Annotated in this window: 19 protein-coding genes; 14 read left to right on the forward strand and 5 right to left on the reverse strand. The window is 68.1% G+C overall.

Features of this window, described 5'->3' with window-relative positions; translation table 11 throughout:
* Nucleotides 1–84: 84 nt before the first annotated feature.
* Nucleotides 85–1293, reverse strand: a complete 1209-nt coding sequence (hemW, locus tag ABZ345_RS32205; RefSeq protein ID WP_359857009.1) for a radical SAM family heme chaperone HemW — start codon at nt 1291–1293, stop codon at nt 85–87.
* A 369-nt stretch (nt 1294–1662) separates the two neighbouring features.
* Here hemW and ABZ345_RS32210 point away from each other — a divergent pair, with 369 nt between their 5' ends.
* From ABZ345_RS32210 to ABZ345_RS32250, 9 genes are read left to right on the forward strand one after another with little or no spacing between them, the layout of a single operon-like run.
* Nucleotides 1663–3342 carry a nitrite/sulfite reductase gene (locus ABZ345_RS32210; RefSeq protein ID WP_359857012.1) on the forward strand — a complete coding sequence of 560 codons (1680 nt, stop codon included), beginning with the start codon at nt 1663–1665 and terminating at the stop codon, nt 3340–3342.
* A complete protein-coding gene (locus ABZ345_RS32215; RefSeq protein ID WP_030472080.1) occupies nt 3339–3497 on the forward strand; it encodes a hypothetical protein in 159 nt (52 codons plus the stop codon). Before ABZ345_RS32210 ends, ABZ345_RS32215 begins: the two co-directional genes overlap by 4 nt.
* Nucleotides 3494–4189, forward strand: coding sequence for a phosphoadenylyl-sulfate reductase (locus ABZ345_RS32220; RefSeq protein WP_359857015.1), 696 nt, complete (start codon nt 3494–3496; stop codon nt 4187–4189). The genes ABZ345_RS32215 and ABZ345_RS32220 overlap by 4 nt, the downstream gene beginning before the upstream one ends.
* A complete protein-coding gene (gene cysD / locus ABZ345_RS32225) occupies nt 4186–5085 on the forward strand; it encodes a sulfate adenylyltransferase subunit CysD (protein WP_359857018.1) in 900 nt (299 codons plus the stop codon). Before ABZ345_RS32220 ends, cysD begins: the two co-directional genes overlap by 4 nt.
* Nucleotides 5086–6429 carry a GTP-binding protein gene (locus ABZ345_RS32230; RefSeq protein WP_359857021.1) on the forward strand — a complete coding sequence of 448 codons (1344 nt, stop codon included), beginning with the start codon at nt 5086–5088 and terminating at the stop codon, nt 6427–6429.
* Nucleotides 6430–6443: 14 nt separating this feature from the next.
* The gene (locus ABZ345_RS32235; RefSeq protein WP_359857024.1) at nt 6444–7493 is read left to right on the forward strand and encodes an ABC transporter substrate-binding protein; all 1050 of its coding nucleotides are present in this window, start codon (nt 6444–6446) and stop codon (nt 7491–7493) included.
* Nucleotides 7494–7514: 21 nt separating this feature from the next.
* Nucleotides 7515–8291, forward strand: a complete 777-nt coding sequence (locus tag ABZ345_RS32240; RefSeq protein ID WP_359857027.1) for an ABC transporter ATP-binding protein — start codon at nt 7515–7517, stop codon at nt 8289–8291.
* On the forward strand, nt 8275–9147 hold the full coding sequence (locus ABZ345_RS32245; protein ID WP_359857030.1) for an ABC transporter permease: 873 nt from the start codon (nt 8275–8277) through the stop codon (nt 9145–9147). The genes ABZ345_RS32240 and ABZ345_RS32245 overlap by 17 nt, the downstream gene beginning before the upstream one ends.
* An 11-nt stretch (nt 9148–9158) precedes the next feature.
* A complete protein-coding gene (locus tag ABZ345_RS32250; RefSeq protein WP_359857106.1) occupies nt 9159–9851 on the forward strand; it encodes a sirohydrochlorin chelatase in 693 nt (230 codons plus the stop codon).
* Here ABZ345_RS32250 and ABZ345_RS32255 read toward each other — a convergent pair.
* Nucleotides 9848–10024 (reverse strand): hypothetical protein, encoded by a 177-nt coding sequence (locus tag ABZ345_RS32255; RefSeq protein ID WP_359857033.1) that lies wholly within the window; start codon nt 10022–10024, stop codon nt 9848–9850. The two genes, ABZ345_RS32250 and ABZ345_RS32255, sit on opposite strands and share 4 nt — an antisense overlap.
* Before the next feature lie 112 nt (nt 10025–10136).
* Here ABZ345_RS32255 and ABZ345_RS32260 point away from each other — a divergent pair, with 112 nt between their 5' ends.
* The 4 genes from ABZ345_RS32260 to ABZ345_RS32275 all read left to right on the forward strand — a co-directional run bounded on the left by ABZ345_RS32260 (nt 10137) and on the right by ABZ345_RS32275 (nt 13301).
* Nucleotides 10137–11240, forward strand: a complete 1104-nt coding sequence (locus ABZ345_RS32260; RefSeq protein ID WP_359857037.1) for a sensor histidine kinase — start codon at nt 10137–10139, stop codon at nt 11238–11240.
* Nucleotides 11237–11854 carry a response regulator transcription factor gene (locus tag ABZ345_RS32265; protein WP_359857039.1) on the forward strand — a complete coding sequence of 206 codons (618 nt, stop codon included), beginning with the start codon at nt 11237–11239 and terminating at the stop codon, nt 11852–11854. Before ABZ345_RS32260 ends, ABZ345_RS32265 begins: the two co-directional genes overlap by 4 nt.
* Before the next feature lie 44 nt (nt 11855–11898).
* Nucleotides 11899–12405, forward strand: a complete 507-nt coding sequence (locus tag ABZ345_RS32270; RefSeq protein WP_359857042.1) for a hypothetical protein — start codon at nt 11899–11901, stop codon at nt 12403–12405.
* A gap of 281 nt (nt 12406–12686) precedes the next feature.
* Nucleotides 12687–13301: a cyclase gene (locus ABZ345_RS32275; protein WP_359857043.1), complete on the forward strand. Its 615-nt coding sequence runs from the start codon at nt 12687–12689 to the stop codon at nt 13299–13301.
* A 33-nt stretch (nt 13302–13334) separates the two neighbouring features.
* Here ABZ345_RS32275 and ABZ345_RS32280 read toward each other — a convergent pair whose 3' ends face one another.
* Together ABZ345_RS32280 and ABZ345_RS32285 are read right to left on the reverse strand one after the other, a co-directional pair.
* A complete protein-coding gene (locus tag ABZ345_RS32280) occupies nt 13335–13769 on the reverse strand; it encodes a MarR family transcriptional regulator (RefSeq protein WP_359857046.1) in 435 nt (144 codons plus the stop codon).
* Nucleotides 13756–14370, reverse strand: coding sequence for a DJ-1/PfpI family protein (locus ABZ345_RS32285; protein ID WP_359857049.1), 615 nt, complete (start codon nt 14368–14370; stop codon nt 13756–13758). Before ABZ345_RS32285 ends, ABZ345_RS32280 begins: the two co-directional genes overlap by 14 nt.
* A gap of 62 nt (nt 14371–14432) precedes the next feature.
* Between ABZ345_RS32285 and ABZ345_RS32290 the strand changes: the two genes are divergently transcribed.
* Complete coding sequence (locus ABZ345_RS32290; protein WP_359857052.1) at nt 14433–15206, forward strand: enoyl-CoA hydratase family protein; 774 nt, start codon at nt 14433–14435, stop codon at nt 15204–15206.
* On the opposite strand, the gene ABZ345_RS32295 is transcribed toward ABZ345_RS32290, so the two are convergent.
* On the reverse strand, nt 15203–15619 hold the full coding sequence (locus ABZ345_RS32295) for a hypothetical protein (protein WP_359857055.1): 417 nt from the start codon (nt 15617–15619) through the stop codon (nt 15203–15205). The two genes, ABZ345_RS32290 and ABZ345_RS32295, sit on opposite strands and share 4 nt — an antisense overlap.
* Nucleotides 15620–15644: the final 25 nt, after the last annotated feature.

Here is a 15644-nt window from a genome sequence, read left to right on the forward strand (position 1 = left end):
GGACAGCTCCACTTCACATCCAGGGGCTTCGCCTGTGTTCACGACAGGCCATCACGTCCGGAACAACCTCCCTGGACATCACGGTCAGGGCAGCAGGCGCCGGACCACGGCGTCCGCCAGAAGCCGGCCCCGGTCGGTCAGCACGCACCGGTCGTCGAGCGGCTCCAGAAGCCCGTCCGCGATCGCCGACCGAGCCTCCAGGCGGCCCGCGTCGTCCAGCACGTCGACGGGCAGCCCCTCGGCCAGGCGCAGCTCCAGCAGCACCCGCTCCACCCGCCGGTCCTCGGCCGACAGCAGCTCGCGGCCGGCAGCAGGTGAGAGGCCCTCGGCCAGCAGGGACGAGTAGCGCGCCGGGTGCTTCACGTTCCAGAAGCGCACCCCGCCGACGTGGCTGTGCGCGCCGGGGCCGAACCCCCACCAGTCGGCGCCCTTCCAGTACAGGACGTTGTGCCGGCACTGGGCGGCGGCCGACGTCGCCCAGTTGGAGACCTCGTACCAGGAGAAGCCCGCGCCACCGAGAACCGAGTCGATCATCTCGTAGGACGACGCGAGCACGTCGTCGTCCGGCATCGGCAGGTCACCGCGGCGGATACGACGGGCCAGGCCGGTGCCGTCCTCCACGATCAACGCGTAGGCGGACACGTGGTCGACACCTGCCTCCAGCACCGCGTCCAGCGACGCCGAGAGATCAGCGGGCCGCTCCCCCGGCGTTCCGTAGATCAGGTCCAGGTTCACGTGCTCGAACCCGGCCGCGAGGGCCTCGCGCGCGGCATCCACCGGACGCCCCGGCGTGTGCTTGCGATCCAGGACGGCCAGCACATGGCGGGCAGCCGACTGCATACCGAGCGACACCCGTGTGTATCCAGCCGACCGTATGCCGTCGAAGAACTCGGGAGACGTCGACTCCGGATTGGATTCAGTCGTCACTTCGGCGCCGTCAGCCAGGCCGAACGACTGATATATCGCATCCAATACATCAGTCAGACCCGACGCACCCAGCAGCGAGGGGGTGCCGCCGCCCACGAACACGGTCGACGCAGGCACCGGAGAACCGAGCACGGAGGCGGCGAGGTCCAGCTCGCGCCGCAGCCCCTCCAGCCACGACTCGGGCGACGCGGACGAGCCGAGTTCCCCCGGCGTGTAGGTGTTGAAGTCGCAGTAGCCGCAGCGGGTGGCGCAGAACGGCACGTGCACGTAGATGCCGAACGGACGCGAGCCGACGCCGGCGAGAGCGGAAGAGGGGAGCGAACCGTCGGCGGGCGCGGGCTCGCCTTCGGGCAGAGCGGAGGGCATGCCGCCAAGTGTCCCCCACACAGCCCGAACGGCGGTGTCCAGCCAGGGGAAGTGTCTGTCGGTGACAGAAGTATTACGGAGTGAAACCAGCCTAGGATGTCAACTTCCCCTCGTCAATCTCAGCATTCGGTTGGCGGTGGACCATGCTCTGGACGCCAGGCACACTGGTCACATGCATTCGACTGGAGTTCGCCTCGTGGCCCGGCGCCACGTCGACTTCCGTCGTGTCTCCAGCGCGATGTGCCGTCGTTCGGCATAACCGCGCGCTGATTTGTTCCCGTCGGCGCTTGGTGCGCTGACGAGGCCCCCACCACAAGCACCTCTGGGCTCGCATGCGCCGCAAGCGCCTCGAAATCCCGGAGGATGGCGATGGTCCCGCCGCAGACGTCACCGCGAGCCAAGCAGCGTCGCGGCGAGGGGCAGTGGGCGCTCGGTTACCGAGAGCCGCTGAACCCCAACGAGCGCAGCAAGAAGGACGACAACCCGCTCAACGTCCGGGCCCGCATCGAGAACATCTACGCGCGTGGGGGCTTCGACTCGATCGACCCCGCCGACCTGCGCGGACGGTTCCGCTGGTACGGCCTCTACACCCAGCGCAAGCCGGGGATCGACGGCGGCCGCACGGCAACCCTCGAGCCCGAAGAGCTGGATGACGAGTTCTTCATGATGCGCGTCCGCAGCGACGGCGGAGCGCTCACGACCCAGCAGCTCACGGTCCTCGGCGAGATCTCGCAGACCTACGCCAGGGACACCGCCGACATCACCGACCGGCAGAACATCCAGTACCACTGGATCCGGGTCGAGGACGTCCCCACGATCTGGCAGAAGCTCGAGGCGGTCGGCCTCACCACGATGGAGGCGTGCGGCGACAGCCCGCGCGTCATCCTCGGCTCGCCGGTCGCGGGCATCTCCACGGACGAGATCATCAACGGCCAGCCCGCGATCGACACCATCCTCGAGCGCTACATCGGCGACCCGCGGTTCTCCAACCTGCCGCGCAAGTTCAAGACCGCCATCTCCGGTCTTCAGGACGTCGCGCACGAGATCCACGACATCGCGTTCGTCGGCGTGAACCACCCCGAGCACGGGCCCGGCTTCGACCTCTGGGTCGGCGGCGGCCTGTCCACGAACCCCATGCTGGGCAAGCGTCTGGGCGCCTGGGTGCCGCTGGACGAGGTTCCCGACGTGTGGGAAGCGGTCATCAGCGTCTTCCGCGACTACGGCTACCGCAGGCTCCGGCACCGCGCGCGCATCAAGTTCCTCGTCGCCGACTGGGGCCCGGAGAAGTTCCGCCAGGTCGTCGAGGACGAGTACCTCAAGCGCAAGATGATCGACGGCCCCGCGCCGGAGGTTCTCAAGCAGCAGCTCGACCACATCGGTGTGCACCAGCAGAAGGACGGTCTCTTCTACGTCGGCGCCGCGCCGATCGCGGGCCGCGTGTCCGGGTCGATCCTGGTCGAGGTCGCGAAGTTCGCCGAACGCGCCGGCTCGAACCGGGTCCGGTTCACGCCGCAGCAGAAGATCATCGTGCTGGACGTGGCGGAGTCCGAGGTCAAGACGCTCAAGAGCGACCTCGCCAAGCTGGGCCTGCAGGTCGACCCGTCGCCGTGGCGCCGGGGCATCATGGCCTGCACCGGCATCGAGTTCTGCAAGCTCGCGATCGTCGAGACCAAGGCCCGCGCCAACGACCTCGTCGTGCAGCTCGAGGCCAACCTCAAGGACATCGTCGACGGCGTCACCGAGCCGATCACCGTGCACATCAACGGCTGCCCCAACTCCTGCGCCCGCATCCAGACCGCGGACATCGGCCTCAAGGGCCAGATCGTCACGGACGACGAGGGCAACCAGGTCGAGGGCTTCCAGGTGCACCTCGGCGGCGGGCTCGGCCTCGACGCCGGGTTCGGCCGGAAGCTGCGCGGCCACAAGGTCACCGCGAACGAGCTGTCCGACTACGTCGAGCGGGTCGTGCGGAACTTCGTCGCCCAGCGCGAAGAAGACGAGCGCTTCGCTCAGTGGGTCGCCCGTGCCGAGGAGGGTGACCTGAAGTGAGCGAACGCGCGACGCCGTTCTACTGCCCCTACTGCGGCGATGAGGACCTTCGCCCGCAGGAGGAACCCAGCTACGCGTGGCTGTGCACCGGATGCCGCCGAGTTTTCAAGGTCTCGTTCGTCGGGCTCAACCTGCCGCAGGAGGTGAAGAAGTGAGCGATCTCAAGGAGGACCTCAAGATCGTCGCCGAAGCAGCGCAGGAGGAACTGGCCAACGCTTCCGCGATCGAGGCCCTGGAGTGGACCGCGCGGACGTTCGGCGACAGCTACATCGTCGCCTCCAACATGCAGGACGCCGTGCTGATCGACCTCGCCGCCAAGGTGAAGCCGAACTTCGACGTGCTGTTCCTGCAGACCGGGTACCACTTCCCGGAGACCATCGGCGTGCGTGACGCGGTCGGGGTCGTCTACCCGGAAGTGCGGATCGTCAACGCCGAGGCCAAGCAGTCGGTCGAAGATCAGGAACGCGAGTTCGGCCTGCTGTACCAGACGGATCCGGCGAAGTGCTGCGACCTGCGCAAGGTCGTGCCGCTGCGCCGCGAGCTCGCGAAGTACGACGCGTGGGTCACCGGCGTGCGCCGCGTGGACGCGCCCACGCGGGCGAACACGCCGATCGTGCAGTGGGACGAGCGCAACGGCCTGGTGAAGATCAACCCGATCGCGCCGTGGTCGGACGACGAGTTCAACGCCTACATCCAGGAAAAGGGAATTCTCGAGAACCTGTTGGTGCAGGAGGGTTACCCCTCGATCGGCTGCTTGCCGTGCACCTCGAAGCCGTTGCCGGGGCAGGACGCCCGCAGCGGCCGATGGGCAGGTCAGTCGAAGACGGAATGTGGGCTGCACGGATGACACTCACGCTTGACACCCTGGGACGCCTCGAATCCGAGGCGATCCACATCTTCCGCGAGGTCGCGGGCGAGTTCGACCGGCCGGTGATCCTCTTCTCCGGCGGCAAGGACTCGACGCTGCTGCTGCACCTCGCGATCAAGGCGTTCTACCCGGCGCCCGTGCCGTTCCCGCTGCTGCACGTCGACACCGGGCACAACTTCGACGAGGTCATCGAGTTCCGCGACCGCGTTGTGGCACAACACGGTCTGCGTCTCGAGGTCGCGAAGGTCCAGGACTGGATCGACGACGGCCGCCTCGAGGAACGTCCGGACGGCACGCGCAACCCGTTGCAGACCGTTCCGCTGCTGGACTCCATCACGCAGCACAAGTTCGACGCGGTCTTCGGCGGCGGACGCCGGGACGAGGAACGCGCTCGTGCCAAGGAGCGGATCTTCAGCCTGCGCACGGCGTTCGGTCAGTGGGATCCGAAGCGCCAGCGCCCGGAGCTGTGGAACCTCTACAACGGCCGGCACCGCGCCGGTGAGCACGTCCGCGTGTTCCCGCTGTCCAACTGGACCGAGCTCGACGTGTGGAACTACATCGAGCGCGAGGGCATCGAACTGCCGGACATCTACTACTCGCACCAGCGCGACGTGTTCCTGCGTGACGGCATGTGGCTCGCCGAGGGTCCGTGGGGCACCGCGCGCGAGGGCGAGACGTTGCTGCGCAAGACGGTTCGCTACCGCACGGTCGGCGACGGCTCCTGCACGGGCGCCGTCGAGTCCGACGCTGCCGACATCCACGCGGTGATCGCCGAGGTCGCCGCGTCACGACTGACCGAGCGCGGCGCCACGCGTGCCGACGACCGGCTGTCCGAGGCCGCCATGGAAGACCGCAAGCGGGAGGGGTACTTCTAAATGAGCGACCTGTTGAGGCTGGCCACGGCGGGCAGCGTGGACGACGGAAAGTCCACGCTCGTCGGCAGGCTGCTCTACGACACCAAGTCCGTGCTCGCGGACACGCTCGACGCCGTGCACCGCGCGAGCGCCGACCGCGGTCTCGCGACGCCGGACCTGTCGTTGCTGGTCGACGGCCTGCGGTCGGAACGCGAGCAGGGCATCACGATCGACGTGGCGTACCGGTACTTCGCCACGCCGAAGCGAAGCTTCGTCCTCGCTGACACGCCTGGACACGTGCAGTACACCCGCAACACGGTGACGGGCGCGTCCACGGCGCAGCTCGCGGTTCTGCTGGTCGACGCGCGCAAGGGCGTCATCGAGCAGACCCGCCGCCACGCCGCGGTTCTCGCACTGCTGGGTGTGCCGCGTCTCGTGCTGGCGGTCAACAAGATCGACCTCGTGGACTACGACGAGGTGACGTTCTCCCGCATCGCCAAGGAGTTCACAGCGCACGCGACTGCCCTCGGCTACGCCGAGGACGCGGTCGTCGAGATCCCGGTGTCGGCGCTGGCCGGCGACAACGTCGTGGAGAAGTCCGCGAACACGCCGTGGTACTCCGGGCCGACGTTGCTGGAGCACCTGGAGAACGTGCCGGTCGAGCCCGACCCGCACGACGCGCCGTTTCGGTTCCCGGTGCAGTACGTGATCCGTCCCCGCACCGCCGAGCACCTCGACTACCGCGGCTACGCCGGTCTGGTCGCCGCGGGCACGGTCAAGCCGGGCGACGAGATCGTCGTGCTGCCGTCGGGCCGCCGCTCGACCGTCACGAAGATCGACACCATGGACGGCGAGCTGACCGAAGCCGCGGCCGGTCAGTCGGTCACGCTGCTGCTGGCCGACGACATCGACATCTCGCGCGGCGACCTGATCGCCTCCGCGGGCAACGCGCCGACCGTCACGGACGACTTCGAGGCCACGCTGTGCTGGCTCGCGGAGAAGCCGCTGCGGCCGGGCGCTCGCGTGCTCGTCAAGCACGGCACGCGCACCGTGCAGGCGATGGTCACCGAGCTGCGCGACCGCTTCGACGAGCAGAACCTGTCCAGTGTGGACAGCCCTGGTTCGCTGGAGCTCAACGAGATCGGCCGCGTGTCGTTGCGACTCGCGGAGGAAGTACCGCTGGACGACTACAGCTTCAGCCGGCGCACCGGGTCGTTCCTGGTGATCGACGTGAGCGACGGATCGACGCTCGCCGCCGGACTGGTCGGGGCTCCGCTGCCGCTGCTTGAGGACGGCGTGGAGAGCTGTACCGGGGGTAGCGCCGCTGCCCCCGACAACCACGCCCTCGTCTCCCCCGGTCCCTGAAAGGCCATGTTCCCGTGAACCTCAAGCCCGCCGTTGCCCTTGCCCTGATCGCTCTGACAGCACTGTCCGGTTGCAGCCGCGCCGGTTCCAGCGACGCCCCCGCCGCCCAGTCGAAGGGGCCCGCGTCCGAGGTTCGCATCGGGTACTTCCCGAACGTGACCCACGCCGCCGCGTTGATCGGTGTCGAGAAGGGCCTGTTCGCCAAGGAGCTCGGCAGCACCAAGCTCACGACGCAGACGTTCAACGCGGGCCCGGACGAGGTGAACGCGCTGCTGGGCGAGTCCCTCGACATCGCCTACATCGGGTCCGGTCCCGCGATCAACGCCTACGCGAAGTCCAAGGGCGAGGCGGTCAAGCTGATCTCCGGCGCGACGTCGGGTGGCGCGCAGCTGGTCGTGAAGCCCGACGTCAACTCGGTCGAGGACCTCAAGGGCAAGACCGTCGCGACGCCGCAGCTCGCGAACACCCAGGACGTGTCGCTCAAGAAGTACCTGGCGGGCAAGAACCTCACCGGCCAGGTGACCGTCACGAACGTGGAGAACGCTCAGTCGCTCGACCTGTTCAAGAAGGGCGACATCCAGGCCGCGTGGCTGCCTCAGCCGTGGTCGGCACGCCTGGTCGCCGAGGCGGGTGCGAAGGTCCTGCTGGACGAGAAGGAGCTGTGGGAGGGCGGGCAGTTCCCGACCACGGTGGTCATCGTGCGGACGAAGTTCCTGCAGGAGCACCCGGAGACCGTCGAGGCCGTGCTCAAGGGCCACGTGGCCGCGGTCGACTGGGGCAAGGCGAACAAGGACGACGCGAAGACGACGGTCAACTCCGCGCTGGAGAAGCTGACGTCGAAGAAGCTCGGCCAGAAGATCCTCGACGCCGCGTGGGACAACATCGAGCTCACGACCGACGCGCAGGCCAAGACCTTCCCGCAGCTCGCGAAGGACGCCGTGACCGCGGGCGTGGCCACCGAGGCGGCGAACGTCGCCGGGTACGCCGACTTCACGTTGCTGAACAAGGTTCTTCAGGCACAGGGCAAGCCGCAGGTGCAGACAGCCGGACTGGACAAGAAGTAGCCGAGGGGAAGGCACACGATCATGACCGCCACGCTCGAGACCACTGTTTTGTCCACTGTGGACACCGCTGTCGAACTGGCCGGCGTCCGCAAGGTGTTCGGCCACGGCAGCTCGGCCGTGGTGGCGCTCGACGGCGTCGACCTCAAGGTCAAGCCGGGTGAGTTCGTGTGTCTTCTCGGCGCGTCGGGCTGCGGCAAGAGCACGCTGCTGAACATCGTCGCCGGTCTGGACGGCGCGTCGTCGGGCTCGTTGCAGCTCAACACGTCGCGCCCGGCCGTGATGTTCCAGGAGCCCGCTCTGATGCCGTGGCTCACCGCCACCCGCAACGTCGAGCTGGCGCTGCGCTTCGCCGGTGTCGGCCGGTTGGCGCGCAAGCGTCGCGCGCTGGAGCTGCTGGAGCTCGTGCGGCTCGGTGATGTCGCGGACAAGCGTCCGCACGAGCTTTCCGGTGGCATGCGTCAGCGCGTGGCTCTGGCCCGCGCGCTGGCGTCCACCACCGTGTCCGCTGACGGTGCTCCCGCCCTGCTGCTGATGGACGAGCCGTTCGCGGCGTTGGACGCCATCACGCGTGACGTGCTGCAGAGCGAGCTGCTGCGCGTGTGGGAGACCACCAACACCGCGATCATCTTCGTGACGCACGACGTCCGCGAGGCCGTGCGCCTCGGTCAGCGCGTCGTGCTGCTTTCCTCCCGCCCCGGCCGTGTGGTGCGGGAGTGGGACGTCACGGATTCGTCCGACACGGTTCTCGACGAGATCAACACGCACCTGCGAGAGGTCATCAGTGGTCACGCCTCCTGACACTCTCGACAAGGTCGGCGCCGGCCTCGACGCGCTGGACGTGCCCATAGAGGCGCACAAGCCGCCGGTCTGGCGCCGTTTCCTGAAGACCGGCGTGCCGCCGATCATCGCGTTCGCACTGCTTTTGGGCGTGTGGCAGGCGTTGTGGGCGTCGGCGATCCTGCCGGAGTTCCAGTTGCCCGCGCCCGCCACCGTGTGGGACGAACTCGTGCGCAGCATCGGTACGGGTGAGGCGTTCAGCATCCTGTGGACCTCGTTGCACCGCGCGGTGTTCGGGTTCATCGCGGCGGTGCTGATCGCGACACCGCTGGGGTTGCTGGTCGCCAAGGTGCGGGTGGTGCGCGCGGCGATCGGGTCGTTGCTGACCGGTCTGCAGTCACTTCCCTCGGTGGCTTGGGTTCCGGCCGCGATCCTGTGGTTCGGCGTGACGCCGTCCACGATCTACTTCGTGGTGCTGATGGGGTCGGTGCCGTCGATCGCCAACGGGCTGGTGGCGGGGATCGACCAGATTCCGCCGTTGCTGCCTCGGGTGGGACGTGCTCTAGGCGCCGGACGGTTGGCTTCCGCGCGGCACATCCTGTTGCCCGCCGCGCTGCCCGGCTACTTGGCGGGGTTGAAGCAAGGCTGGGCGTTCTCGTGGCGGTCGCTGATGGCCGCGGAGATCATCGCGACCTCGCCGCAGCTCGGTGTCGGGCTCGGCCAGTACCTGCACAACGGGTCGTCGTTGAACGACATCAACATGGTGATCGCGGCGATCTTCTTGATCCTGCTGGTGGGCATCGGGATCGAGCTGATGCTGTTCCGGCCGTTGGAGCGCGCTGTGCTGCGGGCCCGTGGACTGACGGGGGCGCTGTGACTTCTTTTGGGATCCCGCTTGTGGCCGTTGCCCACGGCAGTCGTGATCCCCGGTCGGCCGCGTCGATCCATCAGTTGCTGGACGTCGTGCGGTCGTTGCGGCCCGAGATGGACGTGCGCGGGTGCTTCCTGGACCTGTGCGCGCCTCGGTTGAGCGACGTGCTGCGCGGGCCGTCGGTGGTCGTTCCTTTGTTGCTGGGCAAGGCTTATCACGCACGGGTGGACGTTCCGGCCGCGGTCGCCGAGTCGCGGGTGCCTGCTGTCGTGACCGATGTGCTGGGGCCGGATCCGCGGTTGGAGTCGGCGGCGTTGCGGCGGCTGTCCGAGGCCGGGGTCTCCTTCGGGGACCGGACTTTGGGGGTTGTCCTGGCCGGTGCCGGGTCGTCGCACGGTCCGGCCAACGAAGCGGTGGCTCGCGTTGCCCGGCGGTGGGCTCGCGAGTCCGGGTGGGCCGGGGTCGAGGCCGCGTTCGCCTCGATCGCCTCGCCTGACGTGCCCACCGCTGTCGAGCGGTTGAAGGCTCGCGGGGCCACCCGGATCGCCGTGGCGTCGTGGTTTCTCGCGCCGGGGTTGCTGCCGGACAAGGTGGCGTCCCTGGCGGGCGACGCCGTGGTGGCGCGCCCGCTCGGTGACGACGTCGAGATGGCTCAGCTGGTGCTGGACCGGTACGACCAGGCCTTGGCGCGCCAGAGCGTCGCGGCTTAGCTCCTCTGGTTCGAGAGGTAACCCGAGGTCGCCCAGCCGATGCCGAGCAACGCTCCCCCGGCGATCGCGACGGCGGTGAGGGCACTCGAGTCGGTGACCGCGAGCAGGCCGACCACGGCCGCGTAGACCATCGACAGGATGAGCAGGACCAGGCTGGACTTCTTTCTCGTCATGGCCGGGAATGCTGGCTTCTCCGGTGTTCTGCCCGCATCGACGGTCCGGTGGGTTTGCGGGTCAGTCGACCGGCTACTGGTGTTTTCGCGCGCGTGGCCGCACAGTTTCCCGGTGTCCTCCGATGACGCCTGGGACCGCACCAAGGTCGCCTGGCACGTGGCCTTCGCCGTGTTCGCTCTGGTCGGTGTGGTGCTGGTGCTCGCCGAGGACCGGGTCCAGCCCTTCGCGCTCGTGCTACTGGCCGCGTTGTGCGTCTGGTACTGGCGCGTCGGGGCGCCTTTGGCCCGCGACGCACGTGGCGTCCGGTACCTGGCCGTGGCGATCCCTTTGGTGATCGCGATGTTCGCGTTGGTGCCCGCACTCTCCGTGCTGTTCTTCACCTTGTACCCGCACATCTGGTCGTTGCTGCAACCACGCCTGGCGATCTGGGCGACCGCGCTGACGTCCCTGTCGATCGGCACCGTCGTGCTGGTGACGGGAAGCTTCAGCCAGGACTCCGTGGGCGCGGCCGTGATCATCTTTCTGAGCGTGGTTCCCGCCGTGATGCTGGGCCTGTGGATCGCCCGGATCATCGCCCAGAGCCGCGAACGGGCGTTGCTGGCCGACGTCAGCCACGAAGCCGGCGTGCTCACCGAACGTGAACGCCTCGCCCGCGACCTCCACGACACTTTGGCTCAGGGCGCCACCTCGGTGCTGTTGCTGCTGCGGGCCGCTCGCACCACAGCTGATCCTGAGGTGCGCGAACGACATCTGGCTCTGGCCGAGCAGACCACCGCCGAGAACCTGGCCGAGATCCGCTCCCTGGTAGCCGCTCTCACTCCTGCTGCTCTCGACGGCTCTTCGCTGCCCGCCGCGCTGGAACGCCTGACTTCCCGGCTCGGCCGCGAACTCGGTCTCTCGGCCTCGATGACCTTGACCGGCGACTATCGCCCGTTGCCGCCCGACAGCGAGATCACGCTGTTGCGCGTTACGCAGGAGGCGCTGGCCAACGTCCGCAAGCACGCGCACGCCTCGTCGGTGACCGTCTCTCTCGACTATTCCGCGGGGGTCGCACTGTCGATCGTGGACAACGGGTGCGGGTTCGGTCCGGAGGCTGCGCGCGGGTTCGGGTTGGATGGGCTGCGCGACCGTGTGAGGGGTGCGGGCGGAGTGTTCGAGATCCGTTCTGCCCCAGGCTCGGGAGTGCACGTGCGGGTGCTTCTGGAGGACGCGTGATCCGGGTGTTGCTGACCGACGACCACCCCGTGGTCCGGTTCGGGCTGCGCACGATCCTCGAGGCGGAACCGGACCTGTCGGTCGTCGGCGAGTGCGGGTCCGGCTCGGAGGCCGTGCGGCTGGCTGCGGAACTCGCGCCGGACGTGGTGCTGATGGACCTCAAGATGCCAGGCATGGACGGCGCCACCGCCACGGCCCAGGTCGTCGCGGGGACCGCGTGCCGGGTTGTCGTGCTCACGACGTTCGCCACTGATGGCGACATCCTGCGCGCTATCGAGGCTGGTGCGACGGCGTATCTGCTCAAGGACGCGCCGAGCGAGGAGCTGATCGAGGCCGTGCGGGCTGCTGCGCGTGGTCAGACCGTGCTGGCGTCACCCGTGGCCACCAAGCTGGTGAGTGCGGTGCAGCGGCCGGGGTTGAGTGCTCGGGAGGCCGAGGTGCTCGGGCTGGTGGCGCGTGGGCTGTCCAATGTCGCGATCAGTCAGGAGTTGAGCGTCAGCGAGGCGACCGTCAAGAGCCATCTGCTGCACGTGTTCACGAAGCTGGACGTGAGTGACCGGACAGCTGCGGTGACCGTGGCGATGAGCCGAGGCTGGCTGCCTCCGCTGATGTGATCACCCGAACAGGTTTCGTCGGTGCCGCCTGGGATGCTGTTTGGATGCACATGTTCGTCGACGAGACGGAACGCGGTGGCCACCTGCTGGCCGCGACGCTCGTCGCTCCCGCCGCACTGCACTCGACCAGGTCGCTGATGCGGAGTCTCCTCCTGCCCGGTGAGCGGAGAGTGCACTTCAAGTCCGAGAAGGACAGTCGCCGCAAGTTCATCGTGTCGCGCATCGTCGAGCGCACATTCGAAGTGGTCGTGCTGTCCAGCAGCGAGAAGGGCGATTCCGCGCGCGCTGTCCTGCTGGAGCGACTGGTGACCGAAGCAGTCGACCGCGGCGTCAGCAGGCTCGTCCTCGATTCACGCGATCATGCGGGCAACGGACGCGATCGTGTGGTACTCGCGCACACGAAGGCTCGCGACGCGGGCATCGTCTATGAGCACATCCAGTCGTCCGCCGAACCCGCTCTCTGGGTGAGCGATGCCGTCGCCTGGTGCATGGGGGCCGGAGGGGACTGGCACAGGCGGATCAGTCCCGTGGTCACCCGAATCGAGCCCTGAAAAGCGCGAAGCCCAGGCAGCAACCGTCCGGAAGCGCACCTGGGCTCACTTCCTTCACCTACTGGTGAAGGCGTTGCGTCCATGCTAGCACAACAGATTCGACCCGAACGATCCCTCGCCGAGCGCCGATGTGCACTTCCGGCCGCCGCCACAAGATCGAATGTGCAGAGCCGTTCGGGCGATGTGAACTGTGAACTGTTGACGTGAAACCTACTCATGAGTAGTCAGAGGACTACGCCGCGTGCTGGAAATGTCCCTCGTCCACTCATCGGGGAGAGGCCATGAAGCTAGCCGGAATCGGGTCCCTGCTACTGGTACCGATGCTGATGTTCGCCACCAACGCGTCAGCAGCCGCTCCGCAGACCATCACCTACAAGCTCCGGGCGAGCGCCGCCGGGCAGACGTCGGACTTCACGCTCGACCAGGGCGTCGACGCGAGTGCGCCGGCGACCGTCGCGCCCAACGGAATTCTCAAGGTCACCATCGACCCCGCGCCCAACAAGATCCCGTCCGAGGCCGGCGGGCGCACGGTGCGGGAGATCAAGGGCCTCGCGCTCAAGCTGCCTGTTCCGGGCAACTCGAAGTTCCAGTCCGCCTCGCTGTCCGGCGGCGCGGGGCTCGGCGGCACGCCGACGGTTGCCGTGCAGGGCAACGATGTCGTGCTCAACGTGCCTGGGCCGATCAAGGGTGGCGCGGACTTCGAACTCCCGACCGTGACGATCAACCTCCAGGCCGGCGGCACCGGCACGATCACCACGAAGCTGGGCGGCACCAGCTACGACGCGCCCGGTCTGACCTTCACCGCCGTCGTCCTGGTCATCGGCTTCCCGATCAACGCCGCGGCCAAGGGCTACCCGGACCCCAGCCCCGTCCTGACGACCACGACCATCGGCTAGTTCGGCTGGTGATGCCCCACCCCCTGCCGGGCATCACGACGTAGCCGCGACAAGTTTGGTCATGGTTTCGAGCGTCGTGCGCAGGTCTTCCAGCGAGACCTGCGCACTGACGCGGTTCGCCCACTCGTGCTGCGCGTCCCGCAACCGCTCGATGGCCGCGAAACCCTCGTCCGTCGGCCGCACCAGCTTCGCGCGGGCATGCGCGGGGTTCGGCAGGTACTCGGCCAAACCCTTGTCCACCAACAGGTCCGCGATCCGCTGCACCGACTGCCGCGCCAGCCCCATCTCGCGGGCGATGCCCGAGACCGACAACGGCTCGCGCAGCACGGCGCCCAGCACCTGCCACCACGCCGCGGTCAGGCCGACCGGCTTCGTCATCACCTCCGCCGCGTCGAGAAACGCGCCGTACAAACGGAAAGTGCGCATCACGACGTCGGTGAGGACGTCGCCGGACTCACTCCTGGACACTCGCCACCAGCTTCCCGAACGCCTCGGCGGTGTCGTCGCGGTTGAACTCGTACCAGGCCTGCAACGTGGCCGGCGACAACGCCTCCAGCTCGGCCAGAATCTCGCGCGCCCACTCCAAAGCGCTCGCACCGCCGGCCGTGATCACACCGCCATCGCGCACCACCCGCTCGTCGCGATACAGCGCGGCACCACCGTAAGAACCCAGTCCCTCGAGGAAGTTCGACGTGTGCGCCACGTCGTCCAGCAGCCCTTCGGCCGCCAGTGCCACCGTCGCACCGCAGATCGCCGCGACCGGCTTGCCCGCCTCGCGGAACCGGCGCGCCAGCTTGCCGAACGCCGCCAGCGAGCCGCTCTCCCAGCCGTCGCCGCCCGGCATCACGAGCATCGCCGCGTCGTCCAGCGACACGTCGCCAAGAGCGACGTCCGGCAGCATCCGCACACCACCGAGCGTGCGGATCGGTTCCAGCGTCAGACCGACAGTCCTGATCTCGTATCGTCCCGGCCGCACCTGGAACTGCTGCAGGTTCACCTGCGCCGCCACGTGCCCGTACTCCCAGTCAGCGAGGTCATCGGCGAGAACGAGGTACACCGTCTGTGTCATGACAGTAGACTGTCACTAATGACAGCATGCTGTCAACAACCCCGGCGGCTAAGGTCAGCCACATGGCAGACGAGCTGGTCCACTACGAGGTGCAGCGTGGCATCGCGACGATCACGCTGGACTCTCCCCACAACCGCAACGCCCTGTCGTCACAGCTGCGCGGCGAGCTCAAGGAGCACCTGAGCCGAGCCGCGCAGGACGACCAGGTGCGCGTGGTCGTGCTGACCCACACGGGTTCCGTGTTCTGCTCCGGCATGGACCTCAAGGAGGCCGCCGGCGCGAGCGCGGGAGACCAGGGCGTCAACGAGTTCCCCGCGATCCTCGAGCAGCTTTGGACCAGTCCAAAACCCGTCGTCGCCGCACTCAAGGGGCCGGCTCGCGCGGGCGGCGTCGGCATCGTCGCGGCGTGCGACATCGCCGTCGCGGCCAACGAGGCCACGTTCGCGTTCAGCGAGGTCAGGATCGGCGTCGTGCCGGCCGTCATCTCGGTGACCGTGCTGCCGCGCCTGCTCCCCCGCCAGGCTCACGAGTTGTTCCTCACCGGCGAGGCGTTCGACGCCCGCCGCGCCAAGGAGATCGGCCTGCTCAACTCCGCGGTACCGGTCGACGGCGTCGACGCCGAGGTCCGCCGCTACACCGACATGCTCGCGCTCGGCGCTCCCGGCGCTCTCGCCGCCACCAAGCAGATGCTGCAGCAGGAACGGTCCACGAACCTCGGCGCCGTCTTCGCGGACATGCTCGAACTGTCGGCACGGCACTTCGGCGGACCCGAGGGCCAGGAAGGCATCACGGCGTTCAAGGAGAAGCGAAAGCCGTCCTGGATGCCAGCTGACTAGAACCAGCCCGTGCAGTCGATCACGCCCTGCGACGACCCGCAGGCGCGCATGACCTTGCCGTCGTTCTTGAACGCCTCGGTGTACTTGGCGGTGCCCGAGTCGATCCGCGCGTAGCCCAGGAACCCCTCGTGCTCGTTGGCCGAGGGGTCCTTGCGGTCCGCCCAGATCTCCTCACCGGGCGTGCCGGAGGAGATGCGGGCCCACGCGCACTTCGACCGGTTCGACGCGCGCAGCTCGATCACGCGCCCGTTCTGCATCGTCACCGGGTTGTCCCCGTCGATGGTGTCGAACGGCGTGAAGGGGTCTTCCTGCGAGCAGTTCGGGTCACCGGCGAACGAGACGGCCGGGCACAGCACGCCCACAACAGCAACGACGCCGAGCACACAGCTCAAACGGCGGAAATGCGTTCCCATGGGCTGCACTGTCCACTCCGGACGG

The sequence above is a fragment of the Lentzea sp. NPDC005914 genome, assembly GCF_040629405.1.
GTDB lineage: Bacteria > Actinomycetota > Actinomycetes > Mycobacteriales > Pseudonocardiaceae > Lentzea.